Raw genomic sequence first — 15347 nt, 5'->3', positions numbered from 1 at the left:
GGGGACGGCAGTTCTGTATCCGCTCCTGCCTCTCGTTGCGACGGCGGTGACGTCCTATTTCGCGTTGAGATCCGGCCGTCGAGGGAAGAGGCAGACCGCGCCAAGTGCCTCGTGAGACTCTTATGCCACTTCCGTCTCTCGCTCGATGGCCTTGAGGCGGTTCTTCAGCCGGTAGCTGGGGCCGTTGATGGAGATCACTTCGCAGTGGTGGAGGAGCCGGTCGAGGATGGCGGTGGCGAGGACCTCGTCGCCGAAGACCTGGCCCCATTCGCTGAAGGTCTTGTTCGAGGTCAGGATGATCGAGCCCTTCTCGTAGCGCTTGGAGATGACCTGGAAGACCAGGTTCGCCTCGGCTCGTTCGAGGGGCTGGTAGCCGACCTCGTCGACGACGAGGACGCCGGGCCGAAGGTAGGTGCCGAGCTTGTTCGTCAGACGGCCTGCGGCCTCGGCGGCTTTGAGGTTGCGGACCATGTCGTCGAGGCTGGTGAAGTAGATCGAGTAGCCGGCCCGGCAGGCCGCGACCGCCAGGGCGACGGCGATGTGCGTCTAGCCGACCCCGGGCGGCCCGAGCAGAGCGGCGTTCGCCTTGCCCTCGACGAACGAGAGGGTGGCGAGGTCCTTGACCTTGCGCGGGTCGAGGTCGGGCTGGAAGGAGAAGTCGTACTCGTCGAGCGTCTTGTGGTGCGGCAGCCGGGACAGCCGCAGTCCCTGGCGGAAGCGGCGGTCGTCGCGGACGGCCAGTTCCTCGGACAGGACCAGGTCGAGGAAGTCGAGGTAGCCCATCTTCCCTTCGTCGGCCCGCCGGGTGTATTCCCTGATGGTTTCCGCCAGGTGGGGCAGGCCGAGCTTGCCGGCCGTGTTGCGGATGCGGGTGGAGACCAGCTCGCTCAAGACGTTTCCCTCGTGCTCGGGTGGATGGTGAAGGGGCGGGTTCCGGTCAGCTCGTCATAGACCGACAGCGGACGGCGGCCGACCTCGATATGGGTGGCCGCGGCCTGGTTCAGCAGAGCCTGCAACGGCCCTGTCTCCTCGCCCCGAGGACGCTCACGACGTGGCTGTGGCAGAACATCGCCGGTGGTGGTTCGGCGTCCCTTGCCCGTGGGCAGGCCGTCCCAGTGAGCCTCTTCGACGACGCGGACCCCGCGGCCGATCGCCCGCGGGTGGGTGGCCAGCAGCGTCTCGCCGCTGGCATCCGCGACGGTGGAATGCAGCATGATCTGCGACTTCGTGGCCCGGATCTCCACCAGATGCCGGGGGCGGACCCTGCGGGCGGGCACCGAGTAGAGGTTGCCGCCGAAGGCGACCAGGCAGTCCTTGCCGACCGGCCGCAGGTGTCGTTCGGCCACCAGATACGGGGTCGGCGGCAAGGGCTTGAGAGCCACGTGATCACGGGCCGCCCGCTCTCCGATGATCTGCTGGTGCGTCCTGTGGGCCTGAGCCCGTCGCTGCGGGACCCAGGTGGCGAAGGCGGCGTCCATCTCCTCGACCGAGGAGAAGGACCGGCCGGACAGGACATGGTCGCGGACGATGAGGACTTGCCGTTCGACGCGTCCCTTGCCGGTGGGACGGTAGGCGGCCAGCACGTCGATGTCGAAGTCGTAGTGGCCGGCGAACCCGACCGCCTCCGGGTGCAGCGGGACAGCTTCGCCTGGGGCGACGTGGCGTCGGACGACGGTCTTGGTCCTGTCGTAGACGATCGTCATCGGCACCCCGCCGAAGTGGGCGAAGGCCCGGCGGTGGCAGTCGAAGAACGTCTGGAGGTCCTGGCTGGTGGTGAAGCAGCAGAACGGGTCGCGCGAGTACGACAGTGTCATGTGGAAGGAGTAGACCTTCCCGATGCCCATGTGGGCGAGGATCATTCCCTCGTCACCCCAGTCCACCTGGGCCTGGGCGCCGGGGATCACCTCGAACCGGCGGTGCATGCCGGCGAGATCCTTCGGCGTGATGCCGAGTTCCTCGGCGACCCTCGGGCGGGCTTCCTGAACGTAGAGCTTGACGCGCTGGTAGTTGCCGGTGAACCCGTACTCCTGGGTGAACCGCTCGTGGATCACCGCGGCCTTCATCAGGATCTCGGCCCGCAGCATCGAGTCGACCAACGGCGCGAACGCGTCGATCACCCTCGCCTTCGACCGCCCGTTCGGCGACCGGCGCGGCGGGGTCGCCGGCCCCGGTGCCGACAGATATTTACGAACCGTCTTCCGGTCCAGCCCGGTCTCCCGGGCCACCTCCGACAGGCTGATCGCCCCGGAATCCAACAGACTGCGGAAACGCCGCAGTTCCAACCAACGATGCGGATCCAGGACCACCGTCGACCGCCTTCCGCCGCCTCTCACCGACCACGCAGCAGAGTGCCGGGACAGCAGGTCTCACCGCATCAACAACTGTCCCTTTTCATCCGTACGCGGGTGGGGACGTTCACGTGTACGCCGACACGTGGGCGACGAGCAGCGCGGCGATCGTGACGTGCAGGTCCCTCAGCCTGGCCTCGCCGCCGGTGACCGAGGTGAACGCCTGGTCGGCGCCGGTCCAGGAGAAGACCTCCAGCAGCACCTCGGGCAGGTCCACACGAGGCAGCATCGCGTTCACCGCGGCCCGCAGATCGAGCAAGGAGGCCGGTTCGGGCTCCGGCTCCAGCGCGGCGAAGTGCAGCCGGCCGTCGTCGTCGAAGACGATCTGCGCGTTGTCCGGCAGGCGCCCGGCGACCTCCCGGTACGTGCCGTCCAGCAGCGCCGCCCGCGCCGCCAGGTGCTCGCCCGCCTCCCCGGGCAGTCCGAGCGAGGCCAGCACGGTCGGCCTCGCCTGCTCCCACGCCTCACCGGCCAGCAGCTTCGCCCGCGGGTCGCCCCACTTGGAGGAGTTCTTCGCGAACACCTGCTTGCTTCGAAGCATCCGGTGCAGCTGCTCCAGGACGCAGAAGGTGTACGCCTTCCAGTCCACCGTGCCCGGCTCCAGGTGGGGTGCCGAGAGCACCAGGCGCCGCCACGAGCCGACCAGCAGGCCGGTGTCGATCTCGGCCGGGCCGACCTTCTTGCGACCCATGAGGTCCGGCAGGGACTTGAGCGCGTCCAGCACGGCCTCGCCCTCGGGAGCGGCACCGAAGTCGACGACCTCGACCAGGAGCTTGAGGAACGGCCGGACGGTGCCGAACCGGCTCACCAGCATGGACCGCCACGCCTCGTCCGCATCGGAGTCCAGCGGCGGGGTCAGCTCGAACAGCGCGGCGATCGCGGCGGCCAGCTCGTGCCGGGGCACCACCGCCTCGATCCGCTCCCACATCGCCTCGAACGACTCCACTGCCGGGCCGGTGACCTCCCCGGTGTCGGTGTCGACCAGCTCGCTCGTGGTGTCGAAAACGACCTGGAACGCGGTCGCCAGCTTCGCTGAGGCCCGTTCCACGCGCGGTAGCGTCTTCATCTTCTCCTTGACGGTCTCGCGCTCGGCCTTGGCCAACAGCTTCGTCGCGATCAGCACCTCCAGGAGGTCGAGCGCGTCGTCGACGGCCCGGGTCGTCAGGTAGACCGTCGTAGCCAGCAGCGTCGCCAGCCGACGGGAATCGCCGTGGCGGCGCAGCAGCGATGCCTTGCCGTCCACGCCGTACCGGGACAGCTCCGCCAGCCGCCGGGGCGGGATCGCCGACGTGTCCAGGTCTCCCATGCCGAGGGCGGCGATCTCTTCCGCCCGCTGGAGCGACCACTTCATCTGCGGGCCCGACACCCGTACCGGACCGCGTCGCAGCCGGTCCAGCTCCGAGCCCCGCTCGCCGGGCGGCACGGTCAGCAGCGAGTCCAGCACCGCCCGCTGACCGACGCTCAGCAGCCCGTACAGCATGTCCCACAGCCGCTGGTTCGCCGCTTCCCGCACCGTGCCCACCAGCCGTGCCAGGCGACTCGCTCCCGGCAGCAGCACCCGGCCCTCGCGCAGCCAGCCCGCCGCCGCGTCGAACAACGCCTTCGGCCCGTCCCCGGTCGTCCAAGCCCGTGCGTCCAGCCAGACCACCAGCTCGTCTCGGACCTCGGCGAAGTCCCGCCAGCCTCCGGACTCCTGGATCTCCCCGGCATGTGTACGGGCCGTACCGTCCCGCTCGCCGTACAGCTTCAGGCACGAGACGTCCGCGATCTCCAACTGCTCGGCCAGGTACTCGGCCACCTCCGCCGGCACCTGCCGCGGGTCCGGCATGAACCGGCCCAGGAACCGCACGCTCGTGAGCTGGACCGCGAACCCGAGCCGGTTGTGAGCCCGGCGCTTGGCCTGCACCGCCTCCCGGTCCGCATCGTCCAGGAAGAAATACCGCTCCAGCTCCGCCCGCGAGGGCACCTCGTGAAACGACCCATACCGGGCCGCCTGCTCGTCCGTCAGGAACTCGACCGCCACAACAGTTCTCCGAAGATCGACAACAACGACCCTCGAAGGCTCCGACGCTCAATCACCCAAGGTCAAAGCCCCAACCAGCCCGGAGAACCCGTAGCGCACGATCTGACACGGATGTTCCTCAGACCCCGGTGACAGGTTGACGCGGCAGTGACTCGGCTGGCTGGGGAGTCGGACTGGACGCCCGTAGCGGGTGACCCACTCGGCATCCACCAGGCCGTCGAGGATGTCCGGTGCCCGCTGGGCGTCTTCTTCCAAGGCCGCGCGCACCGCTTCGAGGAACAGCTCCAGTCGGGTGAGGTCCCGCGCGGTGGCCAGGACTTGGGTGGAGTCGGTGCGCTGTCTCCCTCGTTCGGCGACCATGTTGGCTTCCCGCATCCGTGTCAGCAACAGGGAGAGCAGCTGGTCCGCGTTGTCGTCCTCGCACAGGCGATCACGGAAGTCCGTCAGCACGCTGTGGTGGAATCCCGGGTCGTCCAGTTCCAGGGCGAGTGCGTACTTGAAGTCGATGCGGCACCGCACGGCCTCGGCCGCCTGCCGGTCGGAAAGGTTGAGCAGGAACTGCATGTCGACGGTCACGGAATACGTGAACGTCCACACTGCAGGGCACAGACCGTGGCCATCTGGGCCGGTGAGAGTCCGGGGCGGCCATCGCGCGGGTACCAGGAAGCGAAGTCCCTGTCGTCCCAGAGACCATCGAGGTGATCACGTACCCACATCGCCGTGGTGCCGCTGGCTTACTGGCCCGCGCCATCTGGGCTGTGAGCTCGGGAACTACCGCACCGGACCGGGGACGAACGGACACTGATCACCTCAGGTGGACGGAACTATGCAGGACCGTCCGAAGTGTTCCAAGCGCCAACAGCCCTCGTCCCGAAAACTCCAAGATCCCCGACAGAGTCACTCAGTGAGCCGAGTTTTGACCTGCACGTTTCTTGAGGATGGGACAATAGAATGGTTCCTGGGACTTTACCCCGCACGCAACACCTGCGCCACAATGGGTCCGGCTGCGTCGCCACCGTGTCCGCCCGACAGCACTACAGCGGAGGCCGCAAGGTCATCGGAGAAACCCGCGAACCAGCTGTTGGGGTCAGGCTGTCCGTCAACCTCGGCAGAACCGGTCTTCGCCCCCTTGTCGCCGCCGACCGAGGCCATCGCTTTCGCAGCCGTTCCGCTCGTTGCGGTGTCTCGCATCATGTCGCGCAGCTGTCGGGCCACCGCCTTGTTCAGGGGACGATCAGCAGTGGCAACGGCGCGATCGTCGAGGCCCGGGGAAACGAGATACGGCTGCTTGAACGCGCCAGCTTTAGCGGTGGCGGTGATCGAGGCCACAGTGAGCGGGTTCATCTGAACTGTGCCTTGGCCGATGTACTGCGCGGCTGCTTCGCCGCCGGCCTCTGTTGGGATCCTCCCGTCGAAGGAAGCGATACCAGTCTTCCATTCCTTGTCTATGCCGAACACCTCACGGGCTTCCTTGCCGAGGGCTGCATCGTCATGGGCATCGTCGATCTTCTTGATGAAGGCGGTGTTGCAAGAGCGGGCGAAACTCTTCTTGAATGGGACAGTGCCGAGTTCGAAGTCGTCGAGATTCTTGAACGTACGCCCGTAGTACATGGCGGTCTTCGGGCATTCGGCCGGGCCGTCTGCCGTAACCAGGCCCTTCTCCAGGAGCAGCGCGGCAGTCACGATCTTGAGGGTGGAGCCGGGGGCGAGGCGGCCGAGGAAGGCGGTGTTATTACCGCTGGCAGGGCTGTTGGCGACTGCCCGTATCGCCCCCGTCGATGGTTGTATCGCGACAACCGCGGCGCTCCTGTACCTCTTGACCGCCTGCTCTGCTGCCGACTGCACAGCCGGGTCGATGGTCGTCTCCAGGCGACCTTTCACGCCCTCGCTGAGTGTCAGCAGCGTTGTGTCCGCCCCCCCCTTCCGAGCCGGAGTCGATCCAGGTCTCGATCCCGGGTTCTCCTCCGACTCGCGTGCCGTACCGTTTGCGCAGCTCATCCAGGATCGGCCCGAGCGAAGGGTACTTCTCCTGCGTCAACTCGACACCGCCACGGCCCACAACAGCAAGCGCGGCTGCCTTCGCATCGCCGGTCCGCAGGGTCGCCCCCTTACTCAGCTTCGGGTGTACCACGGTTGGCTTCCAGTCCACCAGTGGTCGCCCCGTGGTCAGTCCGTGCACCACAGTCAGCTTCGAGGCATACGACCATGCCTTGGTGTGCCCTCCATACGAGACGGTGGCACGGACCGTGAACGGCACCGTGATCCCTTCAGGTCTGCCTGGCACGATGTCGGCCTTCGCGATCTTGGCGCCATCCCGGTAGGCGAGCAGTGCGGGGCCGGCCTCCACTGGGTTGTTGGTCAACTGCGCGGCTCGTTCCGGCTCGCCGCTCGCCCACGCCGCCAGGAACTCCTTCGCCGTTCCGGTCACCTCCTCGGAGGTGACCGGTCCCGTCCGCCGTTGCTCGACCTCGTTCTTTGACGGAGAACCCCCAGTCACTCCGTTCCAGAGGTTGTACCCCCCGTACCCCACGCCGCTCGCAACGACGAGGAACACCCCGCCGACAATCGTCAGTTTGGCTCCACTACGCATCTCCGCACGCCTCTCTCCCCGTCCAACCCCCGGAGATTAGCCCGGCTTTGCTCCACGCAGCGCTCTCGAGAGATAGCGGACCCGGAATGGATGCGAATCGGCTGGAACTGATCGGCGCAGCCTCCAAGACGACTGACGCTTCACTTACTCCAGCTTCGTGACGAAGCGACGCGGCACCTCTCATGGCTCTACAGAACCCTGAGCAAGCGACCGATCCAGGCCAATCGATGTGCTCGGAACCCCTGATGGTCTTGCCGTCCCACTTACAACCGAAATATCACGAGAAGCACACGCAGCGAGCTGGAAGCTCAAGCTGAGTATCCTCCCGAACGCCAGGACTACTACCAGGCGGCTTCCCAGCACGGGCAAGCGTCCGGTCATCGCTGTGGTGGCACTCGCAGCGGAGCGGGACCTGCTCCGGTCGACCCCGTCGCTGCTGATGCGGGTGCGATCGTGGCGAGGACCGCCGTCGAGCGCGGCATCGCCGGACTGGGCCGCCCCTCGTGTCCCGCCCTATGGCACCTGACCCGTACGAGGCCCGCCCTCCTTGCTGCAATCCTTGTTTTGCCGGGACACCTGATCCGGCCGGGGCTCAGCCCCTCGTCGCAGTTTCGGAGAACGGCCTCGGCGGTCAGCTGGCTTCGGCCTCCCCTGCCGAGTCTGCGGGCGGGTTCCGGCGGCGCCTTCGCTTGTTGCGGTAGGACTCTTCGCTGGCGCGGGGCAGCACGATCTCGTTCATGATCTTCTTGGTGATGCGCTCGCTGCCGGTGGCCACCGCGTCGAGGGCTGCCTCTCTGATGAGGATGGAGAGGCTGTTGATGCTGCCGCCCGTGCGGTCGTGGAGGTATTCCCAGTCGAGTGAGCCGGGCTGGTGTCTCAACAGGCCGAGAGCCTCCTCCATGGACTTGACGACGGTTGCCCATTCGCGGGCGGCGGCGAGGGTGTCGATGCCGAAGCGGCGCAGTTCGAAGTGGGTGAAGCGTCCGGCGGTCTGTGTGGCGCGTTCCTTGTGTCCGCCTTCGAGGAACAGGCCGGAGTTGAGGACTTCGACGCCGGTATAGACGAAGGTGGCGGCGCAGAAGTTGGCGAGGTGCTTGAGGTGGTCGTTGGCCGGGCGGCCGTCCTTGACGGAGACGTCGAGGAAGTGGATGTCGTCGATAATGACGAGCTGCGTGCCGCACCTGCGTAGCGCCGCGAGGACCAGTCCGGTGATGTCGGTGCTGGTCGCGCCGCGGGGCAGTTCAAGGTTCATGTACTGGGCGATGGCTGCGGAGAGCATCTTGGGGGTGGCTCCGGCCGGGACGCTGATGTAGACGACCGGGACGTAGTCGTCGCCGGCCCGGCCGAAGCGATCGGGGTACTTTCGGCGCAGTCCCGTCTCGAAGTCGGCCGCGAAGGTCTTGACGAGGGTGGATTTGCCGACGGTGGGCGGGCCGTCGATGACGATGCCGGGTCGGGCTCCGGCCGGGGCGTCCTTGTTGAGTTTGAGTTTCTTGGTGATCTGCTGGTGGATGCGGTCCATCGGTGGGGTGCGCAGGATGACGAAGGCCGAGTGGTAGTCGTCTCTGGCCTCGTTGAAGGCGGCCCGCTCTGCTTCGCTCATCGCCTGGTACGCGCTCCAGGCGGGTAGTTCGGGGCGGCCTGGCATGTGCGCGAGGGCGGCGAGGTAGGCCCGCCACTCCTCTTTGGTGCGCGGTTCGGAGAATCCGGGGTGGATCACGGTCAGCCTTCCTGCGTGTCGTTGCCGGGTGACCAGACCGGAAGGGGTGTGAGGTCGCCGAGGTCGAACCGGCGGCTGCCGGGCTCGCTGTCGCTGTCCTCGTCGGGGGCGGGGACGGCTTTGAGCGGTGGGATGGCCGCGGGGCGGGAGTTCTCCTGGGCGTTCTGGGCGGCGCGGTGCTGGTCGCGGGCGACGGTGCGGGCGCGTTCGGCGTCCCGGGCTCGCCTGCGGCGGTCGGCGGTGGTCCAGGACTCGGGGGCGTCGGTGCGGTTCTGCAGTTCGCGCAGGGTGGCCGCGACCTCGTCCTGGTTGTCCGGGTTGCCGCCGCGGAGGGTGACCAGGCGGACGGCCTCGCGCAGGGTGATGTCGGTGAACGGCACCTGGTCATCGGCGGCGTGGGTCCAGCGCAGCACGTGCCAGGCGCCGTCGGCGGGGTCTTGAAAGTAGGCGTGGAGGACGTTGCGGGGGTCGACGCGGATGGGCCACTTGCCGCCCGGGTAGGGGGAGGTGGCCTTGCGGTAGCGGTAGAGGATGTCCGCGTCGTAGGTGAGGTACTGGTATTCGATGCCGTAGGGCTGGATCGTGCGCCACTGGATGGGCAGCAGTTCGTAGTAGAGCGCGGGGTCGGTGGGACAGGCGACGTAGCCGCTGCGCGCGACGCAGAGCGCGTACGCCTCGTTCGGGGACAGCCGCAGGTCGGGGAAGCCGGGCATGACCAGGCCGTCGTGGTGGCGGCGTTGGTAGACGGAGACGACGTATTCGGCGAAGAAGTCTTCCAGGTCGGGGATCGACCAGCGGGCGGCTTGTTCGACGTTCTTGCCGCGGCGGACGACGTTGTTGCCCTTGTAGCCGGCGACGTGCTTGCTGAACTGCTCGTTGATCGTGCCAAATACGGCCTCGACGTGGGGTTTGTCGGTCGGCTTGCCCTTGCGGCCCAGCTGCAGGTTGATTCCGAGGCGGGTGCAGGCGCGGTGCACGACGTCGGAGTCGAACTGCTTGCCGTGGTCGATGATCAGCGTTTCGGGGAAGACGACGGGGCGGGCGGCTCCGTCGGCGAGCCGCTGGTGGTAGTCGAGTTTGCGGGGCAGCGGGATGCGGGCCATGTCGTAGCGGAGCCGGTCGGCCCAGCCGGGCCGCATCGGCTCCGGGGTCATGGCGTCGATGAGCAGCAGGCCGACGTCGAGGGCGTTGGTGGACTCGGGCGTGATGCGCCAGGACAGCAGCGAGCGGGTGGCCAGGTCGAGGGCGACGGTGAGTTCGACGCCGTGGGTGGTGTCGGTGGCCGGGTCCCAGGCGCGTACGTCGAGCGGGGTGGAGTCCATCAGGACGATCTCGCCGGGACGGTGGGCCACCAGGTGTTCGAAGAGCCGGTCGGGCTGCTGGGCGGTGGCGCGGCGGGTGGTGGAGGCGCCGAAGGTGTGCCGGCCCTTGAGCAGCAGCTGGGTGTAGCGGTGGAACGTGGCCCGCGAGGGCAGTTGCACTGCGCCCGCGCCGTGCTTGGTGTCCAGGCGGTTCTGGACGCGGCGGTGGAAGCGGTCGAGGCTGCCGGTGGAGTCGTCGATCTCGGCAGTGTGCTGGTCGAGGATCGCTTCGATGATCCTGGCGTCGACGCCGGCGAGCGGGTTGGACGGCTTGTACTTGCGTTTGTCGACCAGGGCCCACAGTCCTTCGGCGCGCCAGGCGCCGAGGACATCCCACAGTCGCCGGTCGGTCATACCTATCTCGGTGGCCTTGGCCGCGATGCGTTGCCGCAGCGGGAGATCGGGTTCGTACTCGGGGCGCGGGGCGGCGGTGCCCTCTGCCTGGGCGGCCAGGGAGCGGTAGCCGGTGGTGGCTTCCAGCAGATGGGCCTCCAGCTCGGTGACGCGCTCGATCTCCGTGTCCGGCAGGCCGTCCAGCAGAGCGCCGGGGCTGAGGGTCAGCTCGTTGTCCCGCGCGGGGACATCAGGGGCATCGGCAGCGTCCGCCGTGTGGAACGTGGTGTCGGCCAACAGTTCGGCGGTCACGATGACCTGGAAGGAGCCGCCCTGGGAGCGCAGGCGTACGGCGGTGTCGAGGAAGCCGATGACTTGGTGGCGTTCGTCCTCCCACTGAATCCAGTCGCCCAGTTTGAGACGGGTGGCAGCAGGCCGAGGGGCGGTGGTCATGAAGGATCCTTCACGGCGGTCACGGTGGTGGAGCCCCGCAGGGGCGTATCGAGGTCGCAGATCAGACGGTGGTGCCACAGCAGGTGGCACAGCACGGGGAAGGCCAGCTCGGGTTCGTCCATGAAGCTGAGCAGGAACTCGATGGCGACCGGACGGCGGGCGAGGGCGATCAGCCGGTTGGCGAGATCAGCCCCTGCGTGCAGGGGGCGGCGATAGCCGGCGAGCCAAGAGATGTTCGCGAAGCGCTGGGCATCGACGGAGCCGACCAGGCGGTAGTCCCAGCCGAGTTCGACACACACCACGCGGGTGCGCTCGGCTTGCAGAAGGACATCAGGGTCGTCAAGAAGCCGGGGATTCTTGACGTCCACCAGCAGCGCGGTGCCGTCGCTGCGGCGGCAGAAGATATCCGGGGTGTGCTCCCACACCTCCCCCACACCGACGCCGTCGAGGATCAGGGACTGGGTGGAGATCCCGGTGATGGTGGGGTCGAAGTCGTACAGCGTCAGCCACTGCGACTCCAGGTAGCTCTCGTAGCCCAGCAGCGTGCCCGTGGTAGCCGACCAGAACCAGCCCGGCGTGTGCTTCTGCCCGATGTAGTGAGGGATGCGGCGGATCGGCGGGCAGCTCTCGAAAGCGACCTCAGCCGCGGAAGCCAGGGTGCGGGTGACCGGCAGCTCAGTCTCGGGGTCGAGGCTGGTGATGGTCAGCCGTGGCCGCGCGGTCCGCGTCGGGATACGACGCAAGGTGCGCGTGCTTCTGGGCACGGGGCTCACAGGTAGCGTCCTGAGTCGGGGTGCTGGGCAAGGAGGTCGTTGCCGTACGCGATCAAGGCATCGGTGAGGAACGGGCGGACGTTGCGACGGAAGAGGCGCCAGCTGTCCACCATGGAAGCCCTACTGGCCCGCTCATCAGCCCTGTACGCGGGGGCCTCACGGGCGTGACCGCCGGTGAGGTGGGTCCACAGCCAGATCGCCGCGTTGCGACGGAGCCGGGTGGTGACGGGGTGGCCTCGTGGCCAGCAGACGGCGTACAGCACCGCGTGCGGGATCTCGTCCAGGTCGGCCAGGATTCGGCGGCGGCGAGCGTAATCGGCCGGCTCACGGCTCTCCAGCCGCCTTCCGGCCTCGGCAACCGCCTGCCAGAAGGCGTGAGCGTCGCCGATACAGCGCACCACCACGTCCGAGGCGCGGGCCGCCCGGCCCGCGGGCATCTCCAGCACGCGGGCTGCTGCCGCCCAGGTGTCGGCTCCGGCCAGACGTGCCACGGCCATCGAGGCCAGACGGCGGCCGCTTGCCCGTGCGGCACCCGGCAGATGCGGGGCGATGAGGCTGGCGTAGTCCTCCGCGTCCAGCAGTTGCGGAATCCGGTGGAAGGGCAGTGCGAGGCGAGGTGCGGTCGTACGGGTCACCCCCGCAACCCTGGACATCGGCCCGATCGCCTGGTCGTATGCCTGAGCCAGCGGTCCCGGCAGCGGCAAGCCCCGCAGGGGGTTGTGGTCGACCTCACGGCGACGGGCCACGGCGGCCTTCACCCAGGGGTCCAGGGCTGACCTCAGCGCATCGGGGTCGGCAGCGGACAAGACCGGCGCCGCAGCCGCTAGTACGGCCAGGGTCAGATCGACGGTTGGGGGCATGGTCCGAAGCCTCGAAGCGAAGCCGCCCGCCGAACGATTGACCGTGGCGGTCGCCAGCTCCCGGCGAGCGGTCTCCGGCACAGGCAACGTGTCCACGGCCGGACACACCGGCGCGGCGAAGCGGATGACCGCGGCCAGCGAGGACAGGGCGGTGAACCACTCCCATCCCCCGACCGTCTCACCGCCGATGTGCGCGGCGCCCCCTTCCGCGACGTGAAGGATGCGGCTCTGCCAGGCGGCAAGCTCCGGCGCGACGGGCTCCGCGGGAAGATCGCGAACGTCCTGCGGACAGCGGGTGCCCGCATTGGAGTTGTCACACCGGACCGGGTCGGTCCGGGAACGCGTGGACAGGTAACGTGGCCCACGCCTCAGCCCCTGGCGCAGCCGAATGCCGCACCGCGGGCAGACTTCCACCAGGCGCACCCGGTGAACCGGGCAGACGGCGACTGCGCCCAGCCGCCAGGCCAGTTGCCACACCCCGCCGCTTTCCGCCAGACACGGCGGGCAGGCACGGGAGGCGGAGAGCATGGCCCACCCGTGACGAGCGATGACACTCACTGTCCGCTCGTCCGTCATATCGATGCCACTCAGGTCCAGAGCCGTCCCGGAGTACCGCGACAGATGCATGGCCGCGATCCGGTTAGCACTGATACCGGTCGCCTGCCCGATGTGGGCCAGCGTCATCGGGGTGGGAACGATGCCGTAGAAGACCGGGTGGAACTTGGCCCTCAGATAGGGCCGAGCCTGCAGACCGAGCAACCGGCCGATCACACCTGGCGGAACCATGTGGTCAGCGGCCACCCGGTCCACCCACGAACCAAGCGACTCACCCTCTTCCGGAAGCAGCACCAAGGCCATCCTCCGCGGCCCCGCGCCAGGCAAGCTCATGCCCCTGCCGCCGTCGACACCCGAAACGCCACTGTCGACCACCACGGATCTCCCCGCCGGCACCGGAAGCGACTGAGACTCGGCCGCGGACACACTCCACCCCCACCAAACATGCAGCTCAACGGCCCTTCCGGCCGATGTGTAGGACATATCCTACACATCGATGCATTACCTTCTTCCTGTGCCGACTACCAGCAACCTCGCCGCCGAGCGCCGCGTCGCCTTCGGCCGCCGCGTACGCGAGGTGCGAGAGCGGGCGGGGCTGACTCAGACGGCTGCGGCCAGAGCGGCTGGGCTGGACCGCTCCTTCTACGCAGAAGTGGAAAGCGCTCGGCACAGCGTTTCCGTGGACCGCCTGTACGCCATCGCGGACGGCCTCGGCGTCTCCGTACACGAATTGCTCCCCGACAACCTCAGCCGGTCGGCCGGCGAGTAGCCCCACACCTGGGCAACGCTCCTCGACCGCCCTACGGACCTTTGCCCAGCCCGTGTTCGCGTCCCCGTACCGGCCTACCGGCACTACGGCCCCGCAGCCGGAAGTGTTTCGCCAACGCGGCACCTGCCATTCACCGCAGCAGCAGTCGATACGTTCGGCGCGGCCGACGAACTCACCAGGTTCTACGGCCCCCGCGCCGAGGGCGCTGCCCACCCTCGGCCAATCGTTGGCACGATCAGCCTGGCAGACCGGTCCCGCAGAGGAAGACCGCCGCGAAGCCACAGCACTGTTCGCCGATCTCGCGCACGCCGAACTCGTCACACATGCACCGAAGTGAATGACGTATAAGCCCCGCACGAAGCGCTACGCCCCCCGGCCCCCTCGAACGCCCGATCGCCCGATCGCCCGATCGCCGCCAAGTCGTACCAGACACGCCCACACGCGACTTCCACCACCAAGATCAGCTGGCGCCCCACTCGGCAGCCGCTGAAGCCATAGGCGAGACGCTGAACAACCCGCTGAAGTTTTGACGGAGATGCTGAAGCGCCGAGCGAGGCCCGACAGTGACCAGGCGCAGCAGGCTGTCGGCGGCCAGCGCGTTGCCCTCCTCGGCGGCCCGGTGCACGCCGATGACGAGCTGGGCGGCGTACGGGTCGTCGACGACGGGCTGGGTGAAGCCGACCGGGCCGCGGACGGCGATGACGTCGGCGGCGATGGACCGGATGAGCTCCGCGTCCGGGTAGATGGTGCGGTAGGTCCAGCCCTCGGGGATGCCCGCGTGACCGGTGTGCGGGGTGTCGGGGTTCACCAGGGCGATCTGCCCGGGCCCGGCGTGGACGAGGTCGTTCTTGTAGTGGAACGCCTCGACGCCCTCGGTGATCGCCGCGTAGACGAAGGTCTCGTGGGTGTGCCGGGAGAAGGTCTTCTCGATGTAGTGGGCGTGCAGCAGGTCCACTCCCGGCAGCTCGGCGTACTGCCAGTACCGTGCCCGCTCGCCCCTCGCCATGCCTCCATTCTGCGTCCGCCCCGGTCCGGGCGACGAGCGGGCCTCCACTCGCCGGGGTGAGGCCGTCCCCGGGGCGGGCCGGGTTTTCCACAGGCCACGGCGGTTGTCGGTGGCGGGGTGCACGATGGGGGGCATGGTCACGTCCGCGCTCGAAGACTTCTCCCCGGCCACCCGAGGGTGGTTCACCGGGGCGTTCACCGCGCCCACCGCCGCCCAGGAGGGCGCCTGGCGGGCCATCGGCGCGGGCTCCGACGTGCTGGTCGTGGCACCGACCGGCTCGGGCAAGACGCTGGCCGCCTTCCTCGCCTCCCTGGACCGGCTGGCGTCCTCGTCCGCGCCCGCCGAGCCGAAGAAGCGCTGCCGGGTGCTCTACGTCTCCCCGCTGAAGGCGCTCGCGGTCGACGTGGAGCGGAACCTCCGCTCGCCGCTGACCGGCATCCGTCAGGAGTCCGGGGGGGGGGGGGGGGGCGGGCCCGTGGTGCGGGGGGGGGTACGCGGCGGGGGCAACCCCGGCGCCGGGGGCCGCGGCCGGGGCTCCCGGCGCCCGGGCCGCGTG

The 15347-nt window shown here is 68.5% G+C and carries 8 protein-coding genes and 4 pseudogenes; 2 read left to right on the top strand and 10 right to left on the bottom strand.

Annotation, left to right across the window (positions count from 1 at the left end):
* Positions 1 to 120 precede the first annotated feature (120 nt).
* The 9 genes and pseudogenes from istB to ACFW1I_RS07390 form a co-directional block, all read right to left on the bottom strand.
* Positions 121 to 891, bottom strand: a pseudogene (gene istB / locus ACFW1I_RS07430) (IS21-like element helper ATPase IstB).
* Entirely contained in the window at positions 888 to 2306 is a 1419-nt protein-coding gene (gene istA / locus ACFW1I_RS07425) for an IS21 family transposase (protein WP_384666974.1), read from the bottom strand. Before istA ends, istB begins: the two are co-directional and overlap by 4 nt.
* Before the next feature lie 127 nt (positions 2307 to 2433).
* Positions 2434 to 4371: pseudogene (locus ACFW1I_RS07420) on the bottom strand (DUF4158 domain-containing protein); the annotation flags it as partial.
* A gap of 48 nt (positions 4372 to 4419) precedes the next feature.
* A complete protein-coding gene (locus tag ACFW1I_RS07415) occupies positions 4420 to 4947 on the bottom strand; it encodes a transposase (protein ID WP_384666971.1) in 528 nt (175 codons plus the stop codon).
* Positions 4948 to 5337: 390 nt separating this feature from the next.
* Positions 5338 to 6961 (bottom strand): annotated as a pseudogene (locus tag ACFW1I_RS07410) (penicillin-binding transpeptidase domain-containing protein).
* 631 nt (positions 6962 to 7592) lie between these two features.
* A complete protein-coding gene (locus ACFW1I_RS07405) occupies positions 7593 to 8681 on the bottom strand; it encodes a TniB family NTP-binding protein (RefSeq protein WP_384666968.1) in 1089 nt (362 codons plus the stop codon).
* Between the two features lie 2 nt (positions 8682 to 8683).
* A complete protein-coding gene (locus ACFW1I_RS07400; protein WP_384666965.1) occupies positions 8684 to 10828 on the bottom strand; it encodes a transposase in 2145 nt (714 codons plus the stop codon).
* Positions 10825 to 11601, bottom strand: coding sequence for a TnsA-like heteromeric transposase endonuclease subunit (locus ACFW1I_RS07395; RefSeq protein WP_384666962.1), 777 nt, complete (start codon positions 11599 to 11601; stop codon positions 10825 to 10827). Before ACFW1I_RS07395 ends, ACFW1I_RS07400 begins: the two co-directional genes overlap by 4 nt.
* Positions 11598 to 13310, bottom strand: coding sequence for a TniQ family protein (locus tag ACFW1I_RS07390; protein WP_384666960.1), 1713 nt, complete (start codon positions 13308 to 13310; stop codon positions 11598 to 11600). The genes ACFW1I_RS07395 and ACFW1I_RS07390 overlap by 4 nt, the downstream gene beginning before the upstream one ends.
* A 220-nt stretch (positions 13311 to 13530) precedes the next feature.
* Here ACFW1I_RS07390 and ACFW1I_RS07385 point away from each other — a divergent pair, with 220 nt between their 5' ends.
* Positions 13531 to 13785: a helix-turn-helix domain-containing protein gene (locus tag ACFW1I_RS07385; protein WP_384666958.1), complete on the top strand. Its 255-nt coding sequence runs from the start codon at positions 13531 to 13533 to the stop codon at positions 13783 to 13785.
* 568 nt (positions 13786 to 14353) lie between these two features.
* Here the strand turns inward: ACFW1I_RS07385 and ACFW1I_RS07380 are convergent.
* Positions 14354 to 14791, bottom strand: a pseudogene (locus tag ACFW1I_RS07380) (AraC family ligand binding domain-containing protein); the annotation flags it as partial.
* Positions 14792 to 14924: 133 nt separating this feature from the next.
* Between ACFW1I_RS07380 and ACFW1I_RS07375 the strand changes: the two are divergent.
* A partial coding sequence (locus ACFW1I_RS07375) for a DEAD/DEAH box helicase (protein WP_384666955.1) occupies positions 14925 to 15347 on the top strand: 423 nt, incomplete at its 3' end.

The organism is Streptomyces sp. NPDC058955, from assembly GCF_042741435.1.
GTDB lineage: Bacteria > Actinomycetota > Actinomycetes > Streptomycetales > Streptomycetaceae > Streptomyces.
This window is presented reverse-complemented; position numbering and strand designations above follow the sequence as displayed.

Excerpts from the sequence above, each read along its gene's own strand:
- ACFW1I_RS07400 (WP_384666965.1), bottom strand. The coding sequence starts at position 10,828 with ATGACCACCGCCCCTCGGCCTGCTGCCACCCGTCTCAAACTGGGCGAC.